Source organism: Sporosarcina sp. Y1011, assembly GCF_057669885.1.
Map to the genome: position 1 here is coordinate 192,920 of NZ_JBYHFP010000002.1, position 18,919 is coordinate 211,838.

At 43.7% G+C, this 18,919-nt stretch carries 20 protein-coding genes; 1 reads left to right on the forward strand and 19 read right to left on the reverse strand.

All coding sequences use genetic code 11. The annotated features are described in order from the left end of the window. Positions 1-4 precede the first annotated feature (4 nt). The 18 genes from upp to AC25Y5_RS03210 form a co-directional block, all read right to left on the reverse strand. Positions 5-634 carry a uracil phosphoribosyltransferase gene (gene upp, locus AC25Y5_RS03125; protein WP_482101119.1) on the reverse strand — a complete coding sequence of 210 codons (630 nt, stop codon included), beginning with the start codon at positions 632-634 and terminating at the stop codon, positions 5-7. Positions 635-963: 329 nt separating this feature from the next. Beyond that, a complete protein-coding gene (gene glyA, locus AC25Y5_RS03130; RefSeq protein ID WP_488139062.1) occupies positions 964-2,214 on the reverse strand; it encodes a serine hydroxymethyltransferase in 1,251 nt (416 codons plus the stop codon). Positions 2,215-2,278: 64 nt separating this feature from the next. Beyond that, the gene (locus AC25Y5_RS03135; RefSeq protein WP_488139063.1) at positions 2,279-2,824 is read right to left on the reverse strand and encodes a TIGR01440 family protein; all 546 of its coding nucleotides are present in this window, start codon (positions 2,822-2,824) and stop codon (positions 2,279-2,281) included. A 72-nt stretch (positions 2,825-2,896) separates the two neighbouring features. After that, on the reverse strand, positions 2,897-3,334 hold the full coding sequence (rpiB, locus tag AC25Y5_RS03140; protein WP_482101123.1) for a ribose 5-phosphate isomerase B: 438 nt from the start codon (positions 3,332-3,334) through the stop codon (positions 2,897-2,899). A 216-nt stretch (positions 3,335-3,550) separates the two neighbouring features. Next, a complete protein-coding gene (locus tag AC25Y5_RS03145) occupies positions 3,551-3,991 on the reverse strand; it encodes a low molecular weight protein arginine phosphatase (RefSeq protein WP_488139064.1) in 441 nt (146 codons plus the stop codon). A 58-nt stretch (positions 3,992-4,049) separates the two neighbouring features. Beyond that, entirely contained in the window at positions 4,050-4,553 is a 504-nt protein-coding gene (locus AC25Y5_RS03150) for a manganese efflux pump MntP (RefSeq protein WP_488139065.1), read from the reverse strand. 68 nt (positions 4,554-4,621) lie between these two features. Beyond that, positions 4,622-5,650, reverse strand: coding sequence for an L-threonylcarbamoyladenylate synthase (locus AC25Y5_RS03155; protein ID WP_488139066.1), 1,029 nt, complete (start codon positions 5,648-5,650; stop codon positions 4,622-4,624). 60 nt (positions 5,651-5,710) lie between these two features. Then, the gene (locus AC25Y5_RS03160) at positions 5,711-6,295 is read right to left on the reverse strand and encodes a stage II sporulation protein R (protein WP_488139067.1); all 585 of its coding nucleotides are present in this window, start codon (positions 6,293-6,295) and stop codon (positions 5,711-5,713) included. 44 nt (positions 6,296-6,339) lie between these two features. Beyond that, the gene (gene prmC / locus AC25Y5_RS03165; protein ID WP_488139068.1) at positions 6,340-7,194 is read right to left on the reverse strand and encodes a peptide chain release factor N(5)-glutamine methyltransferase; all 855 of its coding nucleotides are present in this window, start codon (positions 7,192-7,194) and stop codon (positions 6,340-6,342) included. After that, positions 7,187-8,263 (reverse strand): peptide chain release factor 1, encoded by a 1,077-nt coding sequence (prfA, locus tag AC25Y5_RS03170; RefSeq protein ID WP_488139069.1) that lies wholly within the window; start codon positions 8,261-8,263, stop codon positions 7,187-7,189. Before prfA ends, prmC begins: the two co-directional genes overlap by 8 nt. A 200-nt stretch (positions 8,264-8,463) precedes the next feature. After that, positions 8,464-9,069: a thymidine kinase gene (locus tag AC25Y5_RS03175; RefSeq protein ID WP_488139070.1), complete on the reverse strand. Its 606-nt coding sequence runs from the start codon at positions 9,067-9,069 to the stop codon at positions 8,464-8,466. 191 nt (positions 9,070-9,260) lie between these two features. Then, positions 9,261-9,491, reverse strand: a complete 231-nt coding sequence (gene rpmE, locus AC25Y5_RS03180) for a 50S ribosomal protein L31 (RefSeq protein ID WP_488139071.1) — start codon at positions 9,489-9,491, stop codon at positions 9,261-9,263. Positions 9,492-10,509: 1,018 nt separating this feature from the next. Continuing rightward, the gene (gene rho / locus AC25Y5_RS03185; protein WP_488139072.1) at positions 10,510-11,793 is read right to left on the reverse strand and encodes a transcription termination factor Rho; all 1,284 of its coding nucleotides are present in this window, start codon (positions 11,791-11,793) and stop codon (positions 10,510-10,512) included. A gap of 165 nt (positions 11,794-11,958) precedes the next feature. Continuing rightward, a complete protein-coding gene (glpX, locus tag AC25Y5_RS03190; RefSeq protein ID WP_488139073.1) occupies positions 11,959-12,924 on the reverse strand; it encodes a class II fructose-bisphosphatase in 966 nt (321 codons plus the stop codon). 85 nt (positions 12,925-13,009) lie between these two features. Beyond that, positions 13,010-14,287, reverse strand: coding sequence for a UDP-N-acetylglucosamine 1-carboxyvinyltransferase (gene murA / locus AC25Y5_RS03195; protein WP_488139074.1), 1,278 nt, complete (start codon positions 14,285-14,287; stop codon positions 13,010-13,012). Positions 14,288-14,306: 19 nt separating this feature from the next. Then, on the reverse strand, positions 14,307-14,954 hold the full coding sequence (gene fsa, locus AC25Y5_RS03200; RefSeq protein ID WP_482101136.1) for a fructose-6-phosphate aldolase: 648 nt from the start codon (positions 14,952-14,954) through the stop codon (positions 14,307-14,309). Between the two features lie 104 nt (positions 14,955-15,058). Continuing rightward, positions 15,059-15,916: a class II fructose-bisphosphate aldolase gene (locus tag AC25Y5_RS03205; RefSeq protein ID WP_488139075.1), complete on the reverse strand. Its 858-nt coding sequence runs from the start codon at positions 15,914-15,916 to the stop codon at positions 15,059-15,061. Positions 15,917-16,066: 150 nt separating this feature from the next. Then, positions 16,067-16,426, reverse strand: coding sequence for a response regulator (locus tag AC25Y5_RS03210; RefSeq protein ID WP_482104331.1), 360 nt, complete (start codon positions 16,424-16,426; stop codon positions 16,067-16,069). Between the two features lie 150 nt (positions 16,427-16,576). On the opposite strand from AC25Y5_RS03210, the gene AC25Y5_RS03215 reads away from it, so the two are divergent. Further along, the gene (locus AC25Y5_RS03215) at positions 16,577-17,089 is read left to right on the forward strand and encodes a DUF2529 family protein (protein WP_488139257.1); all 513 of its coding nucleotides are present in this window, start codon (positions 16,577-16,579) and stop codon (positions 17,087-17,089) included. 92 nt (positions 17,090-17,181) lie between these two features. Here the strand turns inward: AC25Y5_RS03215 and pyrG are convergent, their stop codons facing one another. Next, positions 17,182-18,777: a CTP synthase gene (pyrG, locus tag AC25Y5_RS03220; protein ID WP_488139076.1), complete on the reverse strand. Its 1,596-nt coding sequence runs from the start codon at positions 18,775-18,777 to the stop codon at positions 17,182-17,184. Between the last annotated feature and the right edge of the window lie 142 nt (positions 18,778-18,919).

An 18,919-nucleotide genomic window follows, 5' to 3' on the forward strand; every position in this document is an offset into this window, starting at 1 on the left:
CAACTCATTTTGTTCCGAATAGACGATCGCCTGCATCGCCAAGTCCTGGGACGATGTAGCCTTTTTCATCCAATTTCTCATCAAGTGCAGCGATGAAGATATTTACATCAGGATGTGCATCTGTCATTGCTTTTACACCTTCAGGCGCGGCAATCAGACACATGAATGTAATGTGTTTTGCTCCACGGCTTTTCAATGAATTGGCCGCTGCAATTGCGGATCCGCCTGTTGCAAGCATAGGATCGACAAGGATGAAGTTACGTTCTGATACGTCTGAAGGCAGTTTCACATAGTATTCAACCGGCTGTAATGTTTCAGGATCACGGTAAAGTCCGATATGCCCTACTTTTGCTGCCGGAATCAGTTTAAGGATGCCATCCACCATTCCGATCCCTGCACGCAAAATCGGTACGATACCGAGTTTTTTACCCGCAAGAACGTTCGATTTGGACTTACAAACCGGTGTTTGAATTTCCACTTCATGAACAGGAAGGTCGCGCGTAATTTCATATGCCATAAGTGTTGCCACTTCGTCGACGAGTTCACGGAATTCTTTTGTTCCTGTGTTGATGTCACGTATGTACGTTAGTTTATGCTGAATAAGCGGATGATCAAATACATGTATTTTCGGCATTGGTTTTCGCCCCTTTTCGGAATGTCCTGTTCATTATAACAGAAATGTTCTCGTTCTGGGATGCCTAACAACCGACTGCTAAATGTCTAACTATTCGGCAAGCAATCGGTCAACTTCTAGCAGTGGCATTGGCTTTTAATAATAGAACCCCTGTCCTATTTTGCATCCCAGATTGCGCAGAACTTCAATATGGAGGAATTGAACTTCATTCCTCCTCGTTCAGCGAGCGTTTTGACACCCGCTGAACAGGAAAACAAAACCGCATTCATTTGCTGAACAAAAATAAAACAAGCCGCCATCAAATAGATAGCGGCTTGACTATTAGACGATTATGCGTATAGAGGGAATTTATCCGTCAATGCCGCAACGCGTTCTAGAGCTTCTTTTTTCACAGCTTCGTCTTCGTGGTTTTTCAAGACTTTAGCCATGATAGATGCGATTTCCTTCATTTCTTCTTCTTTGAAACCGCGTGTTGTAACCGCAGGAGTACCAAGACGGACACCTGAAGTAACGAACGGGCTTTCCGTATCGAATGGAATCGTGTTTTTGTTCACAGTAATGCCGACTTCATCCAATACTTTCTCTGCAATTTTACCTGTGATTTCAAGTGAACGCAGGTTAAGCAATACCAAATGGTTGTCTGTTCCGCCAGATACGATATCGACGCCTTCAGCGATAAGTGCTGCTGCAAGTGCTTTTGCATTACTTTTCACTTGTTGGATATACGTTTTGAATTCTGGTTTCTGCGCTTCTCCAAATGCAACCGCTTTTGCAGCGATAACGTGCATCAATGGACCGCCTTGAACGCCTGGGAAGATTGACTTGTTAAGTTTTTTCTCGAATTCTTGTGTAGAAAGGATAAGTCCACCACGCGGTCCGCGCAATGTTTTATGTGTTGTTGAAGTAACAAAGTGTGCATGTGGAACTGGGTTTTGGTGTTCGCCCACTGCAACAAGTCCTGCGATATGCGCCATATCAACGAATAGATATGCACCGACTTCATCTGCAATTTGACGGAACCTCGCAAAGTCAATTTCACGTGGGTATGCACTTGCACCCGCAACGATCATTTTCGGTTTGTGCTCAAGCGCTTTTTGACGGACATCGTCGTAGTCAATTAGCTCGTCCTCTTTGCCCACGCCGTAATCGACGAAGTTGTACAATTCGCCTGAGAAGTTAACCGGGCTTCCGTGCGTCAAGTGACCGCCGTGTGAAAGATTCATACCAAGAACTGTATCTCCAGGCTCAAGAACAGCAAAATAAACAGCCATATTCGCTTGTGCACCAGAGTGTGGCTGAACGTTTGCGTATTCCGCACCGAAAATTTCTTTTACTCGGTCGCGTGCAATGTTTTCAACAACGTCGACGTGTTCGCAACCGCCATAGTAACGTTTGCCTGGGTAGCCTTCTGCGTATTTGTTTGTCAAATATGATCCTTGTGCTTCCATAACTGCTTCTGTTACGAAGTTTTCGGATGCGATCAATTCGATATTAGATTGTTGACGCTTTTTTTCCGCCATAATTGCATCGTATACTGCTACGTCTTCACGTTGTACGTTACCTAATTTGTTCAATTCCATTTTTTCATTCCCCTTCACTATCATCTATTTTTTGTTCGGTCTACAGTGGCCAGATGTAAACGCTTTATTCGTACATTGCTCTAGTTCCACCAATCAACTTTGGCCGAGTTGTGGCTACCGACACAATTGCATTTCCAACAGTTCGGATGGATGTACGCAATGGAACAGCTACTTGTTTCAAATGCATGCCGATCAGCGTTTGTCCTATATCGATACCAGCACTTGCGCTAATCTGCTCCACGACAACTGGATCATTCATATGCTGATAGGCATAGGCAGACATGGAACCACCCGCATGGATGACCGGAATGACTGTGACTGGTTCAAGCATGAACTTTTCAGCGACATGACGTTCAATTGTCAAAGCTCTATTAATGTGTTCGCATCCTTGGAATGCAAGAAATAATTTGTGTTTCTCAGCAAAGTCTTTCAGAGGTCCATATAGCGCTTCTCCGATTTCAAGCGCTCCTCCTGTACCAATTCGTTTGCCGGCAACTTCAGAAGTCGAACACCCTACGACGAATAGCGTGCCTGAACGAAATTGCGTTTGTTCAGACATTTCCGCTAACAATTGTTCCAGTTGAAGCTTCCATAAATTCAAAGCATCCACTTTTACCACCTGCTTTCTTGTGGTATTTAGACTGTCCAGCGCTGTTGAGGGCTAAACGGCCACCTGCGCTTTTTAGGATTCAAGCTCCATAAGCTTTCCGATTCTTCGTTCGTGTCTTCCGCCTTCGAATTGTGTATCTAGCCAAGCCGCAGCTACTTCTCTGGCGTGTCCTGGGCCGATGACGCGTTCGCCCATAGCGAGGATGTTTGAATCGTTATGTTGCCTTGTCGCTTTGGCACTGAAGACGTCATGGACAAGTGCACATCGAATTCCTTTTACTTTATTTGCTGCAATAGACATCCCGATGCCCGTTCCGCAAATAAGAATACCACGGTCAAATTCTCCCGATGCTACTCCATTTGCAACAGGCGCTGCAAAATCGGGGTAGTCCACGGATTCATCCGATTTGGGACCAAAATCTACAAACTCTAATGATAACTCTGACATCAATTTAATAATTTCATGTCGAAGATTGTTTCCGCCATGGTCCGAAGAAATCGCAATTTTCACAGGATCCCCCTTTTCATAATATACTCACAACTTATTCTATCAGATTTCCACAAAAAAACACACCCCTCAAGAAAATGGGCTGTATTTTTTAGTTGATATAGCATTCCGTCAAATGCACATGAAAGTTCCGGTATTATTTTGTACAATCGAATCGGCTTATTACATTATATAGTTCCTCCGTAAGCCGAATTGCTTTTTTCCTTTTTCAGCCATTCCCTATTCCCCCGTCAGTTTGTGTTCGAGCACATCGATGATTTTCGACAACTCATTGAATGCCTGTCGGTAGGTTTCAAGATCGCCTCCAAATGGATCTTGGACGTCCCCCGTCAATGCCGATTCCGCATATCCTTTTATTGTAAATACCTTATCGCCTATTTCCGGATAAGAATTTAATAGGTTCTCCTTGTGCGATTGCGTCATCGTCAAAACAATATCTGCCCATTCCAGATTTTCTTCTGTTACTTCCTCCGAAACTGGTGTATAAGGCATGTCCGCTGATTCAATGAGCGTTTTCGCATTCAATGAAATCGGCCAGCCATCGCGTGCATAAACGCCAGCCGATCGAACGGTCACATTGTCAATTGCTTTTGATCGAAGAATCGCTTCCGCCATTGGGCTTCTGCATGTATTTCCTGTACATATAAAATAAACATTCACTTCTATTACCTTCTCTCTTTAGATTAGCTGATTCTTGTGAATAAAGAAACTGTGAATTTCAACGAAAACATGACATTATACCTAAAACTAGTAAAGCCAAACCTGCTATTCGTCTCAGTACTTTTCCGTTTTTTAGACCCATATGCCCTTTTATCCGAAGCGCAGCATATGAAAAGACAAACGTGAAAAAACCAGATGCAAGTATGAACAGTGTTTTATCCATCTGAAGCATACCAAATGAAACACTGACTGAGAAGGCATCTACACTAACTGCAAATGCGATGAATAATGGTGGTATCTGTTGAGAAGAGGATTTTTTTTCATCCGCTTGCAACAGCATATGTATGCCGATCAAACTGAGCATTACGCCTGATAAAATGCTGCTCCAGACTGTAAATATATGCGCTGACAGTTCTCCCGTTATAAACCCTAGAAAAGGAAATACCATATTAAGAAATGATGTCCATAGCGCTAAAACAAATTTCCCTTTTTTAATTTGTAGGAAAGAATAGATTACAATAACGTCCAAGGTTGTTATTCCAGCCGCGAAAACTTCTTCCAAAGTAAAACCTCCCCTAAATCAGCATCAGTCAATCTTATGCGGATTTAAGGGAGGTCATTCGTCAGGATTCAGTTGATATATCTTTTACCTTCGGCGGCTTTCATTAACCGATTCATAACAGCAGCACCTACTCCAGACATGTCCGTCTCGACAGCAAGAATAATATCCGCTTCGGTCAAATCACATTTACGGAGTGCTGCGTACAAATTTGTCGCCATTGCTTCATTATCCTGCGCAGGTCCGACTGAAAAAAACCAATCCGCACCCAAGGCACCTAGATCATCATACCCGATAAACGCAACTTTCTTGCCCTCAGCCTGAAGCGTATAGACTGCTTTACTAATGTCTTCAGCTTCGTTGTTGATAATGTACAGAGGTGCTTCAGGTGCATAGTGCAAATACTTCATGCCGGGTGAACGCGGCGCTTGTTCACCGACGACTGTATTCTCCGATGCTACTGGACCAATGATGCTTTCTATCATTTCCTGTGTAATACCACCTGGCCGTAGAATTGTAGGCGGAACTGTCGTCATGTCCAGTACTGTCGATTCAACTCCGACACCAGTTTGACCACCATCTAAAATGAGGGGAATGAGACCGTTCAAATCTTTGTAAACGTGAGCTGCCTCTGTTGGACTCGGTTTTCCGCTTCGATTGGCACTTGGTGCTGCTAACGGTTCTCCGAGCGCACGTAAGAGTTCCAGTGCAACGGGATGATCAGGCATACGGATTGCGACTGTTTCAACACCTGGAGTTACATTCGCGGCTATCACACCGGGAATTTTATGAAACACAAGTGTCAGCGGACCAGGCCAATAAGCATCCATCAGTTTTTCTGCATTTCCTGCAATAGCCGATGCATAGGTGTGAACTTGTTCTTTTTGACCAATATGTACGATTAGCGGATTGTCTGATGGCCTTCCTTTTGCTTCGAAGATTCTCAGTACGGCTTGTTCATCAGTTGCCATCGCACCTAAGCCATATACCGTCTCCGTTGGGAACGCAACGACACCGCCATTTTTTAATATATCCACAGCCTGTTCATAGTTTTTTTTGTTATCCAGAATGTTATCCACTGAAGTTAAGATCGTTTTCATACTCTAATCCTCCACTTATACACATTTCCCTAAGTTTATCCACAAAAGTAGTTGATAACTTTATGCAAAAAGACCTTTTATCCACTCCCAAACAAAGAAAGTGACTTTTTCTTCTTCTTCTTCTTTTACTTCTACTTCTACTGCTTTATCGGGTTTATCGGGGAAACAGATTTTCGGAAACAACTCACACCACCAATTATCCCCACGTCCACTGCCAATCGTCAAAATGTATGCATCATATTCCGCTTGTGGAGCAATCATTAGCCCTGAGCGTTTTGGTGGAAACAAAGCATTTTTACGAATCAATGAAACTTCTGCTCCATTTGACATCGAATTGGCAATGTCTAGAATTGTGATTTCAAGTGCTGCTAAGTTATCCCCAAGCTCTTGTTTCGTGCGTGACTTATTTACAGCCTCTTCGATAAGCGGCTGTATTTTTTGCTGAATATCATTTTTCACTTGCTGGTCGGCTGGTGCATTGGAATCAGCCAACAACCTAAATCGAATTGATTGTTCATCGTCTCCTGCTTCCGCGAACACCGTTATAAAAGACTGAATAATAATGAGCACAATAATGAATTCAATATAAGGGAGCACTTTTTGACCTATTGTTTTCGTTCTCCTAATCTCATAGTCTGGTAACATCGCTATCCCCTCCTACTCTGCATTGTTGCCAGAGTTAAGGAGATTTATTCACGAGTCTCGCAAAATATGATTCGGTCTTTGCCGTTGATATCTTTTACCGTCTCCACTGTCGCTTTCGGAAATGCTAATTTAAATAGATTGTGCACAGCAGGTCCTTGCAGATAACCGATTTCAACTGCGATGAGGCAAGGCGTATTCATGAGCGGCGGTAAGCTTTCAGCAAGTCTTCTGTAAAAGTAGAGGCCGTCTTCATCCGCAAACAAAGCATTATGCGGCTCGTGGTTGAGCACGTTGCCAGACATGGACGCGGCTTCCTCATGTGCAATGTAAGGCGGATTCGATAAGACGACATCCCACTTTTCTCCTGCAATCGGCGCGGTTAAATCGCCATGCAGGAAAGTAACGGCGGCATCATTCGCATTTGCATTATGTTCAGCAATTGTTAGTGCTTCTTTACTGATGTCTGTTGCTGTAACGCTTGCTTCTGGCCATTCTTTTTTGAATGAAACTGCAATGGCGCCGCTGCCGGTTCCAATATCCGCAACGCTGATTGTTTTACTACTGAAGATTTTACGCGCTTTAGTGAGTGCACCATAAACGAGTTCTTCCGTTTCAGGTCGAGGGATTAAAACATTTTCATTTACTTTAAATGTGTAACCGTAAAAACCTTCTTCACCAATAACATATTGAACGGGTTTTCCTTCGAGCAGTTCGGCAGTTTTATCCCAAAATGCAGAATGCTGGTCGACTGTAAGTTGTTGTTGTATATCGGCAAATAAAGTAGCTCTGGATTTTTGCGTAACAAATTCCATTAGAAGTTGTGCAGCATGCGGTTCGAGTCCAGTTTCCTCCAATAAAGAAGAAGCCCGCTGGAGAGCTTCATAAATTTTTTCAGTCATTGCGATCCAAACTTTCCAGACGAAATGCTTGTTCTTCCATGATCAATGCGTCGATTACTTCATCCAGTTTGCCTTCAATAATCTGATCGAGTTTCTGAATCGTCAGGCCGATGCGATGATCGGTCACTCGGTTTTGTGGGAAGTTGTATGTGCGGATTCGCTCTGAACGATCCCCTGTACCCACTGCAGATTTTCTTTTTTCATCGTACTCATCTTGTATTTCGCGTGTGAATTTATCGGAAACACGAGCTCGTAATACTTTCATTGCTTTTTCTTTATTTTTAATTTGTGATTTTTCATCTTGAATGGATACTGTAATTCCTGTTGGTAAATGCGTAAGCCGAACCGCGGACATTGTTGTATTGACGGACTGGCCTCCAGGACCGGATGATGCGAATGTATCGGTTCTGATGTCTTTTTCATGGATGACGATTTCGACTTCTTCCGCTTCTGGAAGACACGCAACGGTTGCGGTCGATGTATGTGTCCGCCCGCCCGATTCAGTTTCAGGTACCCGCTGCACGCGGTGTGCTCCGTTTTCATATTTCAACTTCGAATAGGCCCCATTGCCGTTAATGAGGAAAATAATTTCTTTAAAGCCGCCAAGTTCTGTCGGGGAAGAATCCAAGACGTCCACTTTCCAGTGATTCATCTCCGCGTAGCGGCTGTACATACGGAATAAGCTACCCGCAAACAGTGCCGCTTCGTCGCCTCCAGCTGCTCCTCGAATTTCCATAATAACGTTTTTCTTGTCATTCGGATCTGTCGGAACGAGCAATAGCTTTAACTTTTCTTCATAAGACTCGATTTGATCATCCAGCTCGGAAATCTCCATTTTGACAAGTTCTTTCATGTCGTCGTCAAGATGCTCATTCAACATTTCTTTGGCACTTTTGTGTTCTGCTACTGCATGTTTATACGCGCGATACGTCTCGACCTTTTCCTGTAGACCGGATTGTTCAATCGAATACTCACGGAGCTTGGTCATGTCGCTCACTACATCTGGATCACTAAGCATTTCATTCAGCTGGTCGTATCTATCTTCTACTGCTTGAAGCCTATCAAACATTATGGACACCTCATTTTCAGGACTGATTTGTACGTTCATTGTACGGGAATTCTTGGTTTAAATACAGTTATTTCACTGGAACTATAGGTTCCTTGAAGGTTTGGATGAAGTTCTAATTGTAGACCATTCTTTTAAAAGTTGTGGTAATGCACTTTCATCATAAAAGCCCGCCCGATACTACCGGACGGGCATACTCGCTATTATCCTTTTACAATCGCTGCATCTGTAACACCATTTGGTACTTCGTGGTGTTGGCGACATCTTGGCTCGTACGCTTCCGAAGCTCCCACCAGAATGACAGGATCGTCGTAGCCGGCGGGCGTGCCGTTGATGAGCCGCTGGGTTCTACTGGAAGGCGAACCACATACCGTACAAACCGCTTGTAGCTTGGTAACGTGTTCAGCCACTGCCATTAGACGCGGCATAGGTCCGAATGGTTCACCGCGGAAATCCTGGTCGAGTCCGGCAACAATGACGCGGAATCCCCGATCAGCCAATCCCATTACCAAGTCAACGATTCCTTCGTCGAAGAATTGTGCTTCATCGATAGCAATCACATCGTAGTCATCTGAGATGAACTCTTTGATGTGATTTGAGTCGGCAACGGGGTTTGCGATGACGGTTGTCCCATCATGGCTGACAACTGCTTCTTCACTATAGCGGTCATCGATTTCCGGTTTGAATACTGCTATTTTCTGTTTGGCGAATTGCGATCTTCTTATGCGCCTTATGAGTTCCTCGGATTTCCCCGAGAACATGCTGCCGCAAATTACTTCAATCCAACCACCTTGCATAGTTACGTACATGTGAATCTCCTTCCGGTTTTGCATCTATATAGTGCTTACTAAAATGTCTTTGGACTATTTATCATACCCTAAAAGAAGTTCAATTTGACGTATTTTTTTAACGTTGGAATATGTTACGAGGATTTTAATGTGTATTTTTCAAAAGAAATACCCGCCCGGCGCTAGCGCACCTGACGGGTATTGAGCAGATCTTACTCTTGGCCTTCTTCTTCGCGGCCTTCTTCTTTGAGACCATATTTTTTGTTGAAGCGGTCGACACGTCCGTCCGCTTGAGCAAATTTCTGGCGTCCAGTGTAGAATGGGTGGCATTCCGCACAAACTTCAATGCGGATGTCCTCTCTTACAGAACCTGTTTCGAATGCGTTACCACATGAACAAGTAACTTTTGCTACTTTATAAGCTGGATGAATTCCTGCTTTCATTACTTTCTCTCCCTTCGCCCTGGACCATCTGGAACAGAGTTGTATTATAAGACTGATGCCTTACGTGGCCCGTGTTCGTCAACCGCATATGCACGCAGATTTTATTTAAGTTACCTCAGATATTATAACAAGTTTTTTTTGTAGATGCAACTATTTTAATTAACGAAAAAATCCCATTGAATTTGTTTCACCTAATAGACAGGACTAAGAATTCCCCATTATACACGCTTCGGTGCTTTGTGGATGCCTCCCGCGAGGAAGCCAAGTAGAAGACCGCTACTCGTCTTCTCGCTTCGGCTACCACGAAGACGCACCTTCGCTGGATAGTCTATATAAGAAAGCGTATTTCGTTATCGGGGATGAGATCTTTTGCAACTTGTAGTCCCATAAATCGATAGAATGCATTAAAAAAATAGTCCCAATAGATGGAGATAATTAGAAATCCTCTAATACCGCTTCGGCGCTTTGTGGATGCCTCCCGCGAGGAAGCCAAGTAGAAGACCACTACTCGTCTTCTCGCTTCGGCTACCACGAAGTCGCACCTGCGCATAAGAAAGCACAGTTCATTATCTAGGATTAGATCTACAACCTATAGTGCCATTTATCAAGAGAATATGATCAATGTGCTTCCCATATTTCGGAAATAGGCAAACCTTAAAAGCGGGGGTAGCGCCCGAAATTGTATCTTCGGCCGCTTTGAAAATGGATAGAGAAGAATCTATTCTTTCATTATAAAAAACAAGCGCACTTTTCCTTTGACCATTATCAGGGAGCGACGGACAAATAACGATAACAGGATTACCGAAAAGAGCGCCTAACTTAGTGACGAAGTCACTAAGTTTGGCGCTTGTTTTGACGGTAATTGTGTAGCGTTAACTTTGTCCAAAGCGAACCGATAAAAGGTCAACGGAAGTCCGCTACTCACTCTCTCGTCTTTTCGCTCCGGATACTACATAAAAAGCGCATACGCTCACATTATAATGCACTTACTTGTTCAACTAATATTAGCTTAATTCGTTTATAACAGCCCTTTGCCGTTGCGGTGGGCTTTCATCTCATCATTGAGCTTATCGAAGAATTCTTCGTTTGTTTTTGTGAGACGTAGTTTTTTCAGGAAGCGCTCTGCGAAGTCGTGCGAATCGGAAAATGTTTTCCGAATGGCCCATAACTTTTCAAGCTGGTCAGCAGGAATGAGTAACTCCTCTTTCCGTGTACCTGAGCGACGAATATCAAGTGCCGGGAAGATGCGTCGTTCCGCAAGATGGCGATCCAGATGTAATTCCATATTACCCGTCCCTTTGAATTCTTCATAAATGACTTCATCCATACGTGAACCTGTATCGATTAAAGCCGTCGCAAGAATCGTTAGACTGCCGCCTTCTTCCAGGTTTCGAGCTGCCCCGAAAAATCGTTTTGGTCGATGAAAAGCAGCCGGATCGATACCGCCGGACAGTGTACGTCCGCTTGACGGAATGACAAGGTTATACGCACGTGCAAGTCGTGTGATGGAATCCATGAGGATGATAACGTCTCTTTTATGTTCTACGAGTCTCATAGCTCGTTCCAAAACTAGTTCCGCAACTTTAACATGATTTTCCGGTAATTCATCGAATGTAGAACTGACGACATCTGCCTTAACGGAACGTTCGATATCAGTCACTTCTTCCGGTCTTTCATCGATGAGCAGGACAATCAGTTCAGCATCGGGGTGATTTAATGTGATGGAATTTGCAATTTCTTTCAATAACAATGTTTTTCCGGCTTTTGGCGGAGCGGCAATCAATCCACGCTGACCGAAACCGACCGGTGAAATTAAATCCATAATACGTGTCGACAGCTTCAAAGGATCCACTTCAAGCTTAATATGACGGTCCGGATAGAGCGGTGTCAGTGCCGGGAAGTGCACCCGTTCACGCGCTACTTCAGGATTTTCACCGTTGACCGCTTCCACTTGCAAGAGGCCGTAGTAGCGTTCCGATTCTTTTGGAGGTCGGACTTTCCCACTTACTTTATCTCCGTTTCTGAGATCGAAACGACGGATTTGTGAAGCGGATATATAAATGTCTTCCGAACTCGGTGAATAGTTAATTGGACGAAGGAAGCCATAGCCTTCCGACTGGATGATTTCAAGGACACCTTCCATGAAAAAGTAGCCCTCTTGTTCAGCCCTTGATTTCAATATAGCAAAAATAAGTTCTTTTTTTGTCAATTTGCTGTAATAAGCAATTTTATATTCTTTGGCGAGGGCATATAACTCTTTTAAAGTCATATTTTCCAACGCTGATATTGTTAACACTGTCATATTCGGCACCACTCTTTACGTTAATGGGTTTAATTTTGAGGTTAAATAAGGAAGGGTAATTACAATAATAATTCCAAGGATTCACTTTGAAAGGACTTGGATATATATATAGGCACTCCCTGTGTAAGCGAAAATGCCCGGCATGTGGCCGGGCGATGAGCTCCGTCAGTCTTGCATGACGAGCAGAGGTTTTTTCTCCATACTGTGACGACCTTCGACGAAACGAATTGTACCTGATTTTGAACGCATAACAAGTGAATGCGTTTCACTATATCCGCCTTTGAATTGTACGCCGCGAAGAAGTTCTCCGTCGGTTACACCCGTGGCAGCGAATATCGCGTCATCACCTTTAACGAGGTCATCCATGTAAAGCACTTTGTCGACGTCGATCCCCATTTTGAGGCAACGTTCGCGTTCAGCGTCGTTCGAAGGAACGAGACGTCCCTGAATTTCTCCGCCGAGGCATTTTAATCCGACTGCAGCGATAACGCCTTCCGGTGCACCGCCAAGTCCAAATAGAATGTCCACGCCAGTTTCATCGAATGCTGTATTGATGGCAGCTGCAACATCACCGTCATTTATGAGTTTAATGCGAGCGCCCGCAGCACGAATTTCTTCGATAATTGCTGCATGACGTTCTCTGTCCAGAACCGTTGCAACAACGTCACCGATGGCTTTATTTTTAGCTTTGGCTACTGCCATAAGGTTTTCTGTCACGGTAGCGTCAATACTGACTTTCCCAACAGATTCCCGTCCGACAGCGATTTTATCCATATACATATCTGGTGCATTCAAAAGATTTCCTTTATCCGCAATTGCAATGACTGCTAGCGCATTCCAGCCGCCTGCTGCGACAATATTCGTGCCTTCTAGAGGATCTACTGCAACGTCCACTTCTGGACCCACACCAGTACCCAGTTTTTCACCAATGTATAACATTGGTGCTTCGTCCATTTCGCCTTCACCAATCACGACAATACCTTGCATCGGAATTGTGTCGAAAACAGTACGCATTGCTGTTGTTGCAGCGTCGTCCGCCTCGTTTTTCAAACCGCGTCCCATCCAGCGTGAAGCTGAAACTGCCGCCGCTTCTGTGACTCGAACTAATTCCATCGATAAACTGCGTTCCATTTATGTTCCTCCTGATGGACGGTTTCAACCGTCATTATTGCCACTCTGATTAATTATAGCATATTTATTTTTTAAACTTACTAGCTTATTCTCTAACGGCGGCTTCCTCCGAAACCGATGTTTTACGAATATCGGCACCGATTCCCTGAAGTTTTTCTATAAGTGAACCGTATCCACGCTCGATATGTTGGATTTCCTGAACTTCTGTTACTCCGTCGGCAATAAGTCCCGCAATAACAAGTGCAGCGCCAGCTCGTAGATCGGACGCGCTGACAGTTGCTGCTTGGAGTGGCGTCGGTCCTGCAAGTATAGCTGAACGTCCTTCGACACGAGCATCAGCATTCATCCTGCGAAGTTCGTCAATATGTTTAAATCTGGCTGAATAGACTGTGTCCGTAATGACTGAAGGTCCAGCTGCCTGTGTGAGCAACACGGAAAACGGCTGTTGAAGATCCGTCGGAAAACCTGGATAGACAAGTGTTTTTACATCCACTGCCTGTAGATTCCTCGATTTCGGAATGAAAATCTGTTCTTCACCTTCGACAACGTCGACACCCATTTCCCGTAGTTTCGCTGTAAGCGCCTCGACATGGAAAGGTATGACATTTTCTATTGTTACGCCATCGCCCGCTGCAGCCGCCAAAATCATGAAAGTTCCCGCTTCAATACGATCTGGAATGATGGTATGTCGCGTTCCGTGGAGTTTTTCCACACCATCAATTCGAATGACATTTGTCCCGGCACCTTTTATTTTAGCACCCATATTGGAAAGTAGTGTAGCTACGTCAACAATTTCAGGCTCTTTCGCTGCATTTTCGATTGTCGTGCGACCTTTTGCAAGAACCGCTGCAAGCATAATATTAATCGTAGCGCCTACGCTGCTGACGTCTAAATAGATTTTTGCGCCCCGCAATTCTTCCGCACGTAAATAAATTGCACCATGTTCGTTTGTCACTTTTGCACCAAGCGCTTCAAAACCTTTAATATGCTGATCAATGGGTCGGGGTCCTAAAAAACAACCGCCTGGAAGTCCGATGACTGCGTGTTTGAATCGGCCTAGCATTGCACCCATCAAATAGTAGGAAGCGCGAAGTTTTTTCACATTACCGTTTGGAAGCGGCATTGCTATCATTTCTGTCGGATCAATCGTCATTGTCCCTTTATCGAAATTAACTTTTCCGCCGATGTCTTCCAGTAATGCTTGAAGCGTTGCAACATCCGAAATTTCAGGCAACCCTTCGATTGTTACGATAGAATCGGCCAGTATGGAGGCCGGGATAAGTGCAACTGCACTGTTTTTGGCGCCGCTCACTTTTATGGATCCTTGCAACGGTTTGCCGCCAGTTACTTTATAAACGTCCATATTACTCTCCTTTGGTGAGTCACTTATTCTTTCTAGTTTCCCAGTCCGCAAGAAAAGCTTCGATCCCTTTATCTGTGAGTGGGTGCTTGAAAAGCTGTGTTAACACATTGAAAGGCGTCGTTGCAATATCGGCACCGCTCAGCGCGGCATCCGTAATGTGTTGCGGACTGCGGATTGACGCAGCGATGATTTCTGTTTTTATGTTATGGATTGTGAATATGTCTGCAATCGTAGAGACTAAAGCCATACCATCCTGTCCTATATCGTCAAGTCTTCCAAGGAACGGAGAAACATATGTTGCTCCCGCACGTGCAGCAAGAAGCGCTTGGTTTGCACTGAAGATTAGCGTAACGTTCGTTTTGATGCCTTCTTGTGAAAAGACCGAACACGCTTTCAGTCCTTCAGGTGTCATCGGTAATTTCACTGTGATGTTCGGGGCGATTTTGGCTAGTTCGCGACCTTCCCTAATCATACCTTCTGCGTCAAGTGCGATAACTTCTGCACTTACCGAACCAGGGACAAGTGCTGAAATTTCTCGCAATCTGTCATGGAATGGTACGTCCTCTTTTGCAACGAGTGAAGGATTCGTCGTAACACCAGACAAAATGCCCCAACTATGTGCTTCTTTTATTTCATCAAAGTTTGCTGTATCTATGAAAAACTTCATGAATGAATTCCCCCTTGGTGTTTTTGTTGGTGCTTGGCTTTACCTTGAAAATAAGGAGATGCATCATTGCAGATGCTTCTCCTCTTTGTTTTAGTGTTATTTGGTTACGCTTTTTGCGAGCTACCGAATTCGCGCATTTTGCCGATGACCGTTTTTTTGATGGCATCACGCATTGGCGTTAAGAATTTACGCGGGTCGTATACTTCAGCGTCCGCTGTCAGTTTTTCACGGACCGCTTTTGTACCTTGGATTTGATTTTCCGTATTGACGTTAATTTTTGCCGTTCCAAGTGACACAGCGCGTTGAATGTCATGTAGCGGAATCCCTGTTCCACCGTGGAGCACTAGTGGTAAATCAGATTGCTTCGAAATTTCTTCCATTTCCTCGAAACCAAGGTTTGGTTCGCCTTTATAAGGTCCATGAACGGACCCTAATGCTGGCGCAAGACAATCGATTCCTGTCTTATCGACAAGCTCTTTACATTCTGCAGGATCTGCATAGATGACGCCATCCGCGATGATATCGTCTTCCTGGCCACCGACTACGCCCAGCTCTGCTTCTACAGAAACGCCGCATTCATGAGCAAAATCAACTACTCTTTTCGTAATTTCAATATTTTCAGCTAGCGATTTTGATGAAGCGTCAATCATGACAGAAGTAAACCCAGCTTCAATCGCTTCTTTACATTTTTCAAAACTCGAACCATGATCGAGATGAATAGCGACTGGAACAGTAACTTGATAATCATGCATCAGGCCTTTTACCATATGTACAACAGTCGTGAAGCCGCCCATATAACGTGCTGCACCTTCAGATACACCAAGAATAACCGGTGATTGTTCTTCCTGCGCTGCTTGTAAAATGGCTTGCGTATATTCAAGGTTGTTCAAATTGAACTGACCTATTGCATATCCTTCTTTTTTGCCTTTAATCATCATTTCTTTCATGGAAACAAGTGACATGTGAATTCCTCCTCAGGTTATGGAAAGCTATTTTCTTTTCAGCCTGCTCTTATGAATTAGCTCTGTTAGAACGAATTATGTGTATGTTTATACCTTATATACCTCTATTATCATAACAAAAACAGACAGTGTTTACCACTGTCTGTTTTGTCAACTTCCAAAAACTGCATTTACCGCATCACGGACTTCGTAAATATCGAATGGCTTTGTAAAATATTTAACTGCTCCCGTTTTCAGCGCATCTTCCGTCAATTCAATTTCCCCGTATGCGGTCATCATGATAACTGGAATTTCTGGCCAGCCCAATTTTATCCTTTTTAATACTTCCAGCCCATCAATTCCTGGCATTTTCATATCAAGCAGGACACAGTCTGGAACTTCTAACTCCACTTCACGTAGTGCCTCCATACCATTTGCGGCGAGTACTGTCTTAAAACCTTCTCGGCTAAAAACTTCATCAAGCAGAAGCCGAATCCCTTTTTGATCATCTACGATTAAAAGTTTTTTCAATTATCACTCCTACTTTCTAAGTAGCTATTTATAACTGTTATTAATAACTATTTGACATATAAGTATAATATCCTTCTTTTAAGTCGAATTATTGTAATTTGCTTTCCATCCACATAATTCTATAATGGGATGGAGGTGTTCATATTGAAAATGTTAACAACACAAATTAGTGGGCTTCTCCAGCGCATTGCTGGAAACGGTGAAGCGTCAATTGAAGAGACTGCACGTCTTCTTGCGCAAGCGACAATTGGAGAAGGCCGCATAATTATTGCGGGATTTGGTGAAATGACTGCTGTTATTGAAACCGCAATTCATGGTGCAGAACCACTACACGGTGCCGTTTCTTACGATAATGAGATGGGCATTGGAAAAGCTGATAGAATTTGGCTATTAACGCGTTCCGCAACGGATGTCCAAGCTCTTGAGTTGGCACGCTTTCTCGCAGAACGATTCATCCCGTTCGCAGTACTCGCTGCAGAAAAGGCCGGTATTGGCAACGAACTCGATGATTTAGCCTATACGTATATATCGACTGGTCTAACACGAGGCCTGCTACCCGGTGATAATGGAGAGCGAATCGTTCAACCTCACGCGCTAGCTGCCTTATTTGTTTACGAAGCTGTGAAGCTCGCTTATGACGAAATGATTTCGGATGAAGATTGACTGAAAAAAAAGCGGCACATTGACGTAATTTCAGTCGATGTGCCGCTTTTTTGGTTTTGTAGATGAGCAGATTCATTTTCTTACCTAATTCCTTACTCTTTTCCAGCAATTATTGCTTTAACGAATTCGCGGAATAACGGTTGTGGACGTGTTGGGCGTGATGCAAATTCCGGATGGAAAGAGACGCCGATGAAGAACGGGTGGTCCTTCAATTCGATGATTTCAACAAGCCGATCATTTGGGCTGATACCCGAAATAATCATTCCTGCTTCTTCGAATTGCTCGCGGAATTCATTGTTAAATTCATAACGGTGACGGTGACGTTCGTAAATCAACTCTTCGCCGTAAGCAGCACTCGCTTTTGTACCTTCTTTTAATTTACACGGATAGGCACCTAAACGGAAATAATCTTCCGCAATCCCGTTACTTTCAGCCGGGCTTTCGAAAATTTGGTTTTTGGTCTCTTTATCGAATTCAACGGAATGAGCGTTTTCAATCCCCATTACATTGCGTGCATATTCAACTGCAGCTAATTGCATACCTAGGCTGATTCCGAAGAAAGGCACATTATGTGTACGCGCATATGTGATTGCTTCAATTTTGCCATCGATTCCGCGATTTCCAAATCCTCCAGGCACAAGAATCCCGTCGACATCTGATAAAATTTCATTTGCATTTTCTGCTGTAACTTCTTCAGAATTAATCCATTTCATTTCAATATCCGTGTCAAAGTCATAACCTGCATGGCGAAGTGCTTCAACTGCAGAGATATACGCATCCTGCATTTCAACATATTTCCCAACAAGTCCAATACGGATTTTTTTCGAAAGGGATTTCACTTTACGAACCAATGCTTCAATCTCTGTCATATCCGGTTCTTTCGTCTCAAGCTCAAGGAAGTCAACTACGATTTTATCCATATTTTGTTCGTGCAAACGCAGAGGAACTTCATAAAGCGATTCAGCATCAAGGGCTTCAATAACTTCTTCCGGTTTAATGCTGGCAAACAATGCAATTTTGTCTTTCATATCTTTCGGTACCGGGTGTTCACTGCGAACCACGATTAAATTCGGTTGGATACCTAGACTTCTTAGTTCTTTAACACTGTGTTGTGTTGGTTTCGACTTCATTTCTCCAGCCGCATGCAAGTAAGGAATGAGTGTGTTATGGATGTACATAACATCACTTTTACCAAGATCTGTCTTCATCTGACGGATGGCTTCTAAATATGGAAGCGATTCGATGTCGCCGACGCTGCCGCCGATCTCTGTGATGACGACGTCTGCATTTGTCTCTTTTCCTGCACGTATAAGCAAGCCTTTTATTTCATTTGTAATATGGGGAATAACTTGGACAGTTGCTCCATTATAATCACCACGGCGTTCTTTTTTTAGTACGGATGAATAGACTTTCCCCATCGTAACGTTTGAGAATTTGTTCAGTTTAATGTCGATGAAGCGTTCATAATGGCCAAGATCCAGATCCGTTTCCGCCCCGTCTTCTGTCACAAAAACCTCACCGTGCTGCAAAGGACTCATCATCCTAGGGTCAACGTTAATGTATGGATCGAATTTCTGGATTGTAACTTGAAGTCCCCGACTTTTCAACAAACGGCCAAGTGATGCTGCGTTAATGCCTTTACCAAGTGACGAGACTACGCCGCCGGTTACAAAAATAAATTTAGTCATGTGCAATTCCTCCATTTTTCTCTTTACTTACTAAAAAAATAAAAAAGCGCCCCATCTGTAGACAATAATCTACAGGAGGAGCGCATATATACTGATTCTTGTCCTTTTAAGGAGCCCAGTAAAATCTTATAGTTTCGGACGC

Excerpts from the sequence above, each read along its gene's own strand:
- upp (WP_482101119.1), bottom strand. The coding sequence starts at position 634 with ATGCCGAAAATACATGTATTTGATCATCCGCTTATTCAGCATAAACTA.
- glyA (WP_488139062.1), bottom strand. The coding sequence starts at position 2,214 with ATGGAATTGAACAAATTAGGTAACGTACAACGTGAAGACGTAGCAGTA.
- AC25Y5_RS03155 (WP_488139066.1), bottom strand. The coding sequence starts at position 5,650 with ATGAAAACGATCTTAACTTCAGTGGATAACATTCTGGATAACAAAAAA.
- AC25Y5_RS03160 (WP_488139067.1), bottom strand. The coding sequence starts at position 6,295 with ATGTTACCAGACTATGAGATTAGGAGAACGAAAACAATAGGTCAAAAA.
- prmC (WP_488139068.1), bottom strand. The coding sequence starts at position 7,194 with ATGACTGAAAAAATTTATGAAGCTCTCCAGCGGGCTTCTTCTTTATTG.
- prfA (WP_488139069.1), bottom strand. The coding sequence starts at position 8,263 with ATGTTTGATAGGCTTCAAGCAGTAGAAGATAGATACGACCAGCTGAAT.
- AC25Y5_RS03175 (WP_488139070.1), bottom strand. The coding sequence starts at position 9,069 with ATGTACGTAACTATGCAAGGTGGTTGGATTGAAGTAATTTGCGGCAGC.
- rpmE (WP_488139071.1), bottom strand. The coding sequence starts at position 9,491 with ATGAAAGCAGGAATTCATCCAGCTTATAAAGTAGCAAAAGTTACTTGT.
- rho (WP_488139072.1), bottom strand. The coding sequence starts at position 11,793 with ATGACAGTGTTAACAATATCAGCGTTGGAAAATATGACTTTAAAAGAG.
- glpX (WP_488139073.1), bottom strand. The coding sequence starts at position 12,924 with ATGGAACGCAGTTTATCGATGGAATTAGTTCGAGTCACAGAAGCGGCG.
- murA (WP_488139074.1), bottom strand. The coding sequence starts at position 14,287 with ATGGACGTTTATAAAGTAACTGGCGGCAAACCGTTGCAAGGATCCATA.
- fsa (WP_482101136.1), bottom strand. The coding sequence starts at position 14,954 with ATGAAGTTTTTCATAGATACAGCAAACTTTGATGAAATAAAAGAAGCA.
- AC25Y5_RS03205 (WP_488139075.1), bottom strand. The coding sequence starts at position 15,916 with ATGTCACTTGTTTCCATGAAAGAAATGATGATTAAAGGCAAAAAAGAA.
- AC25Y5_RS03215 (WP_488139257.1), top strand. The coding sequence starts at position 16,577 with ATGTTAACAACACAAATTAGTGGGCTTCTCCAGCGCATTGCTGGAAAC.
- pyrG (WP_488139076.1), bottom strand. The coding sequence starts at position 18,777 with ATGACTAAATTTATTTTTGTAACCGGCGGCGTAGTCTCGTCACTTGGT.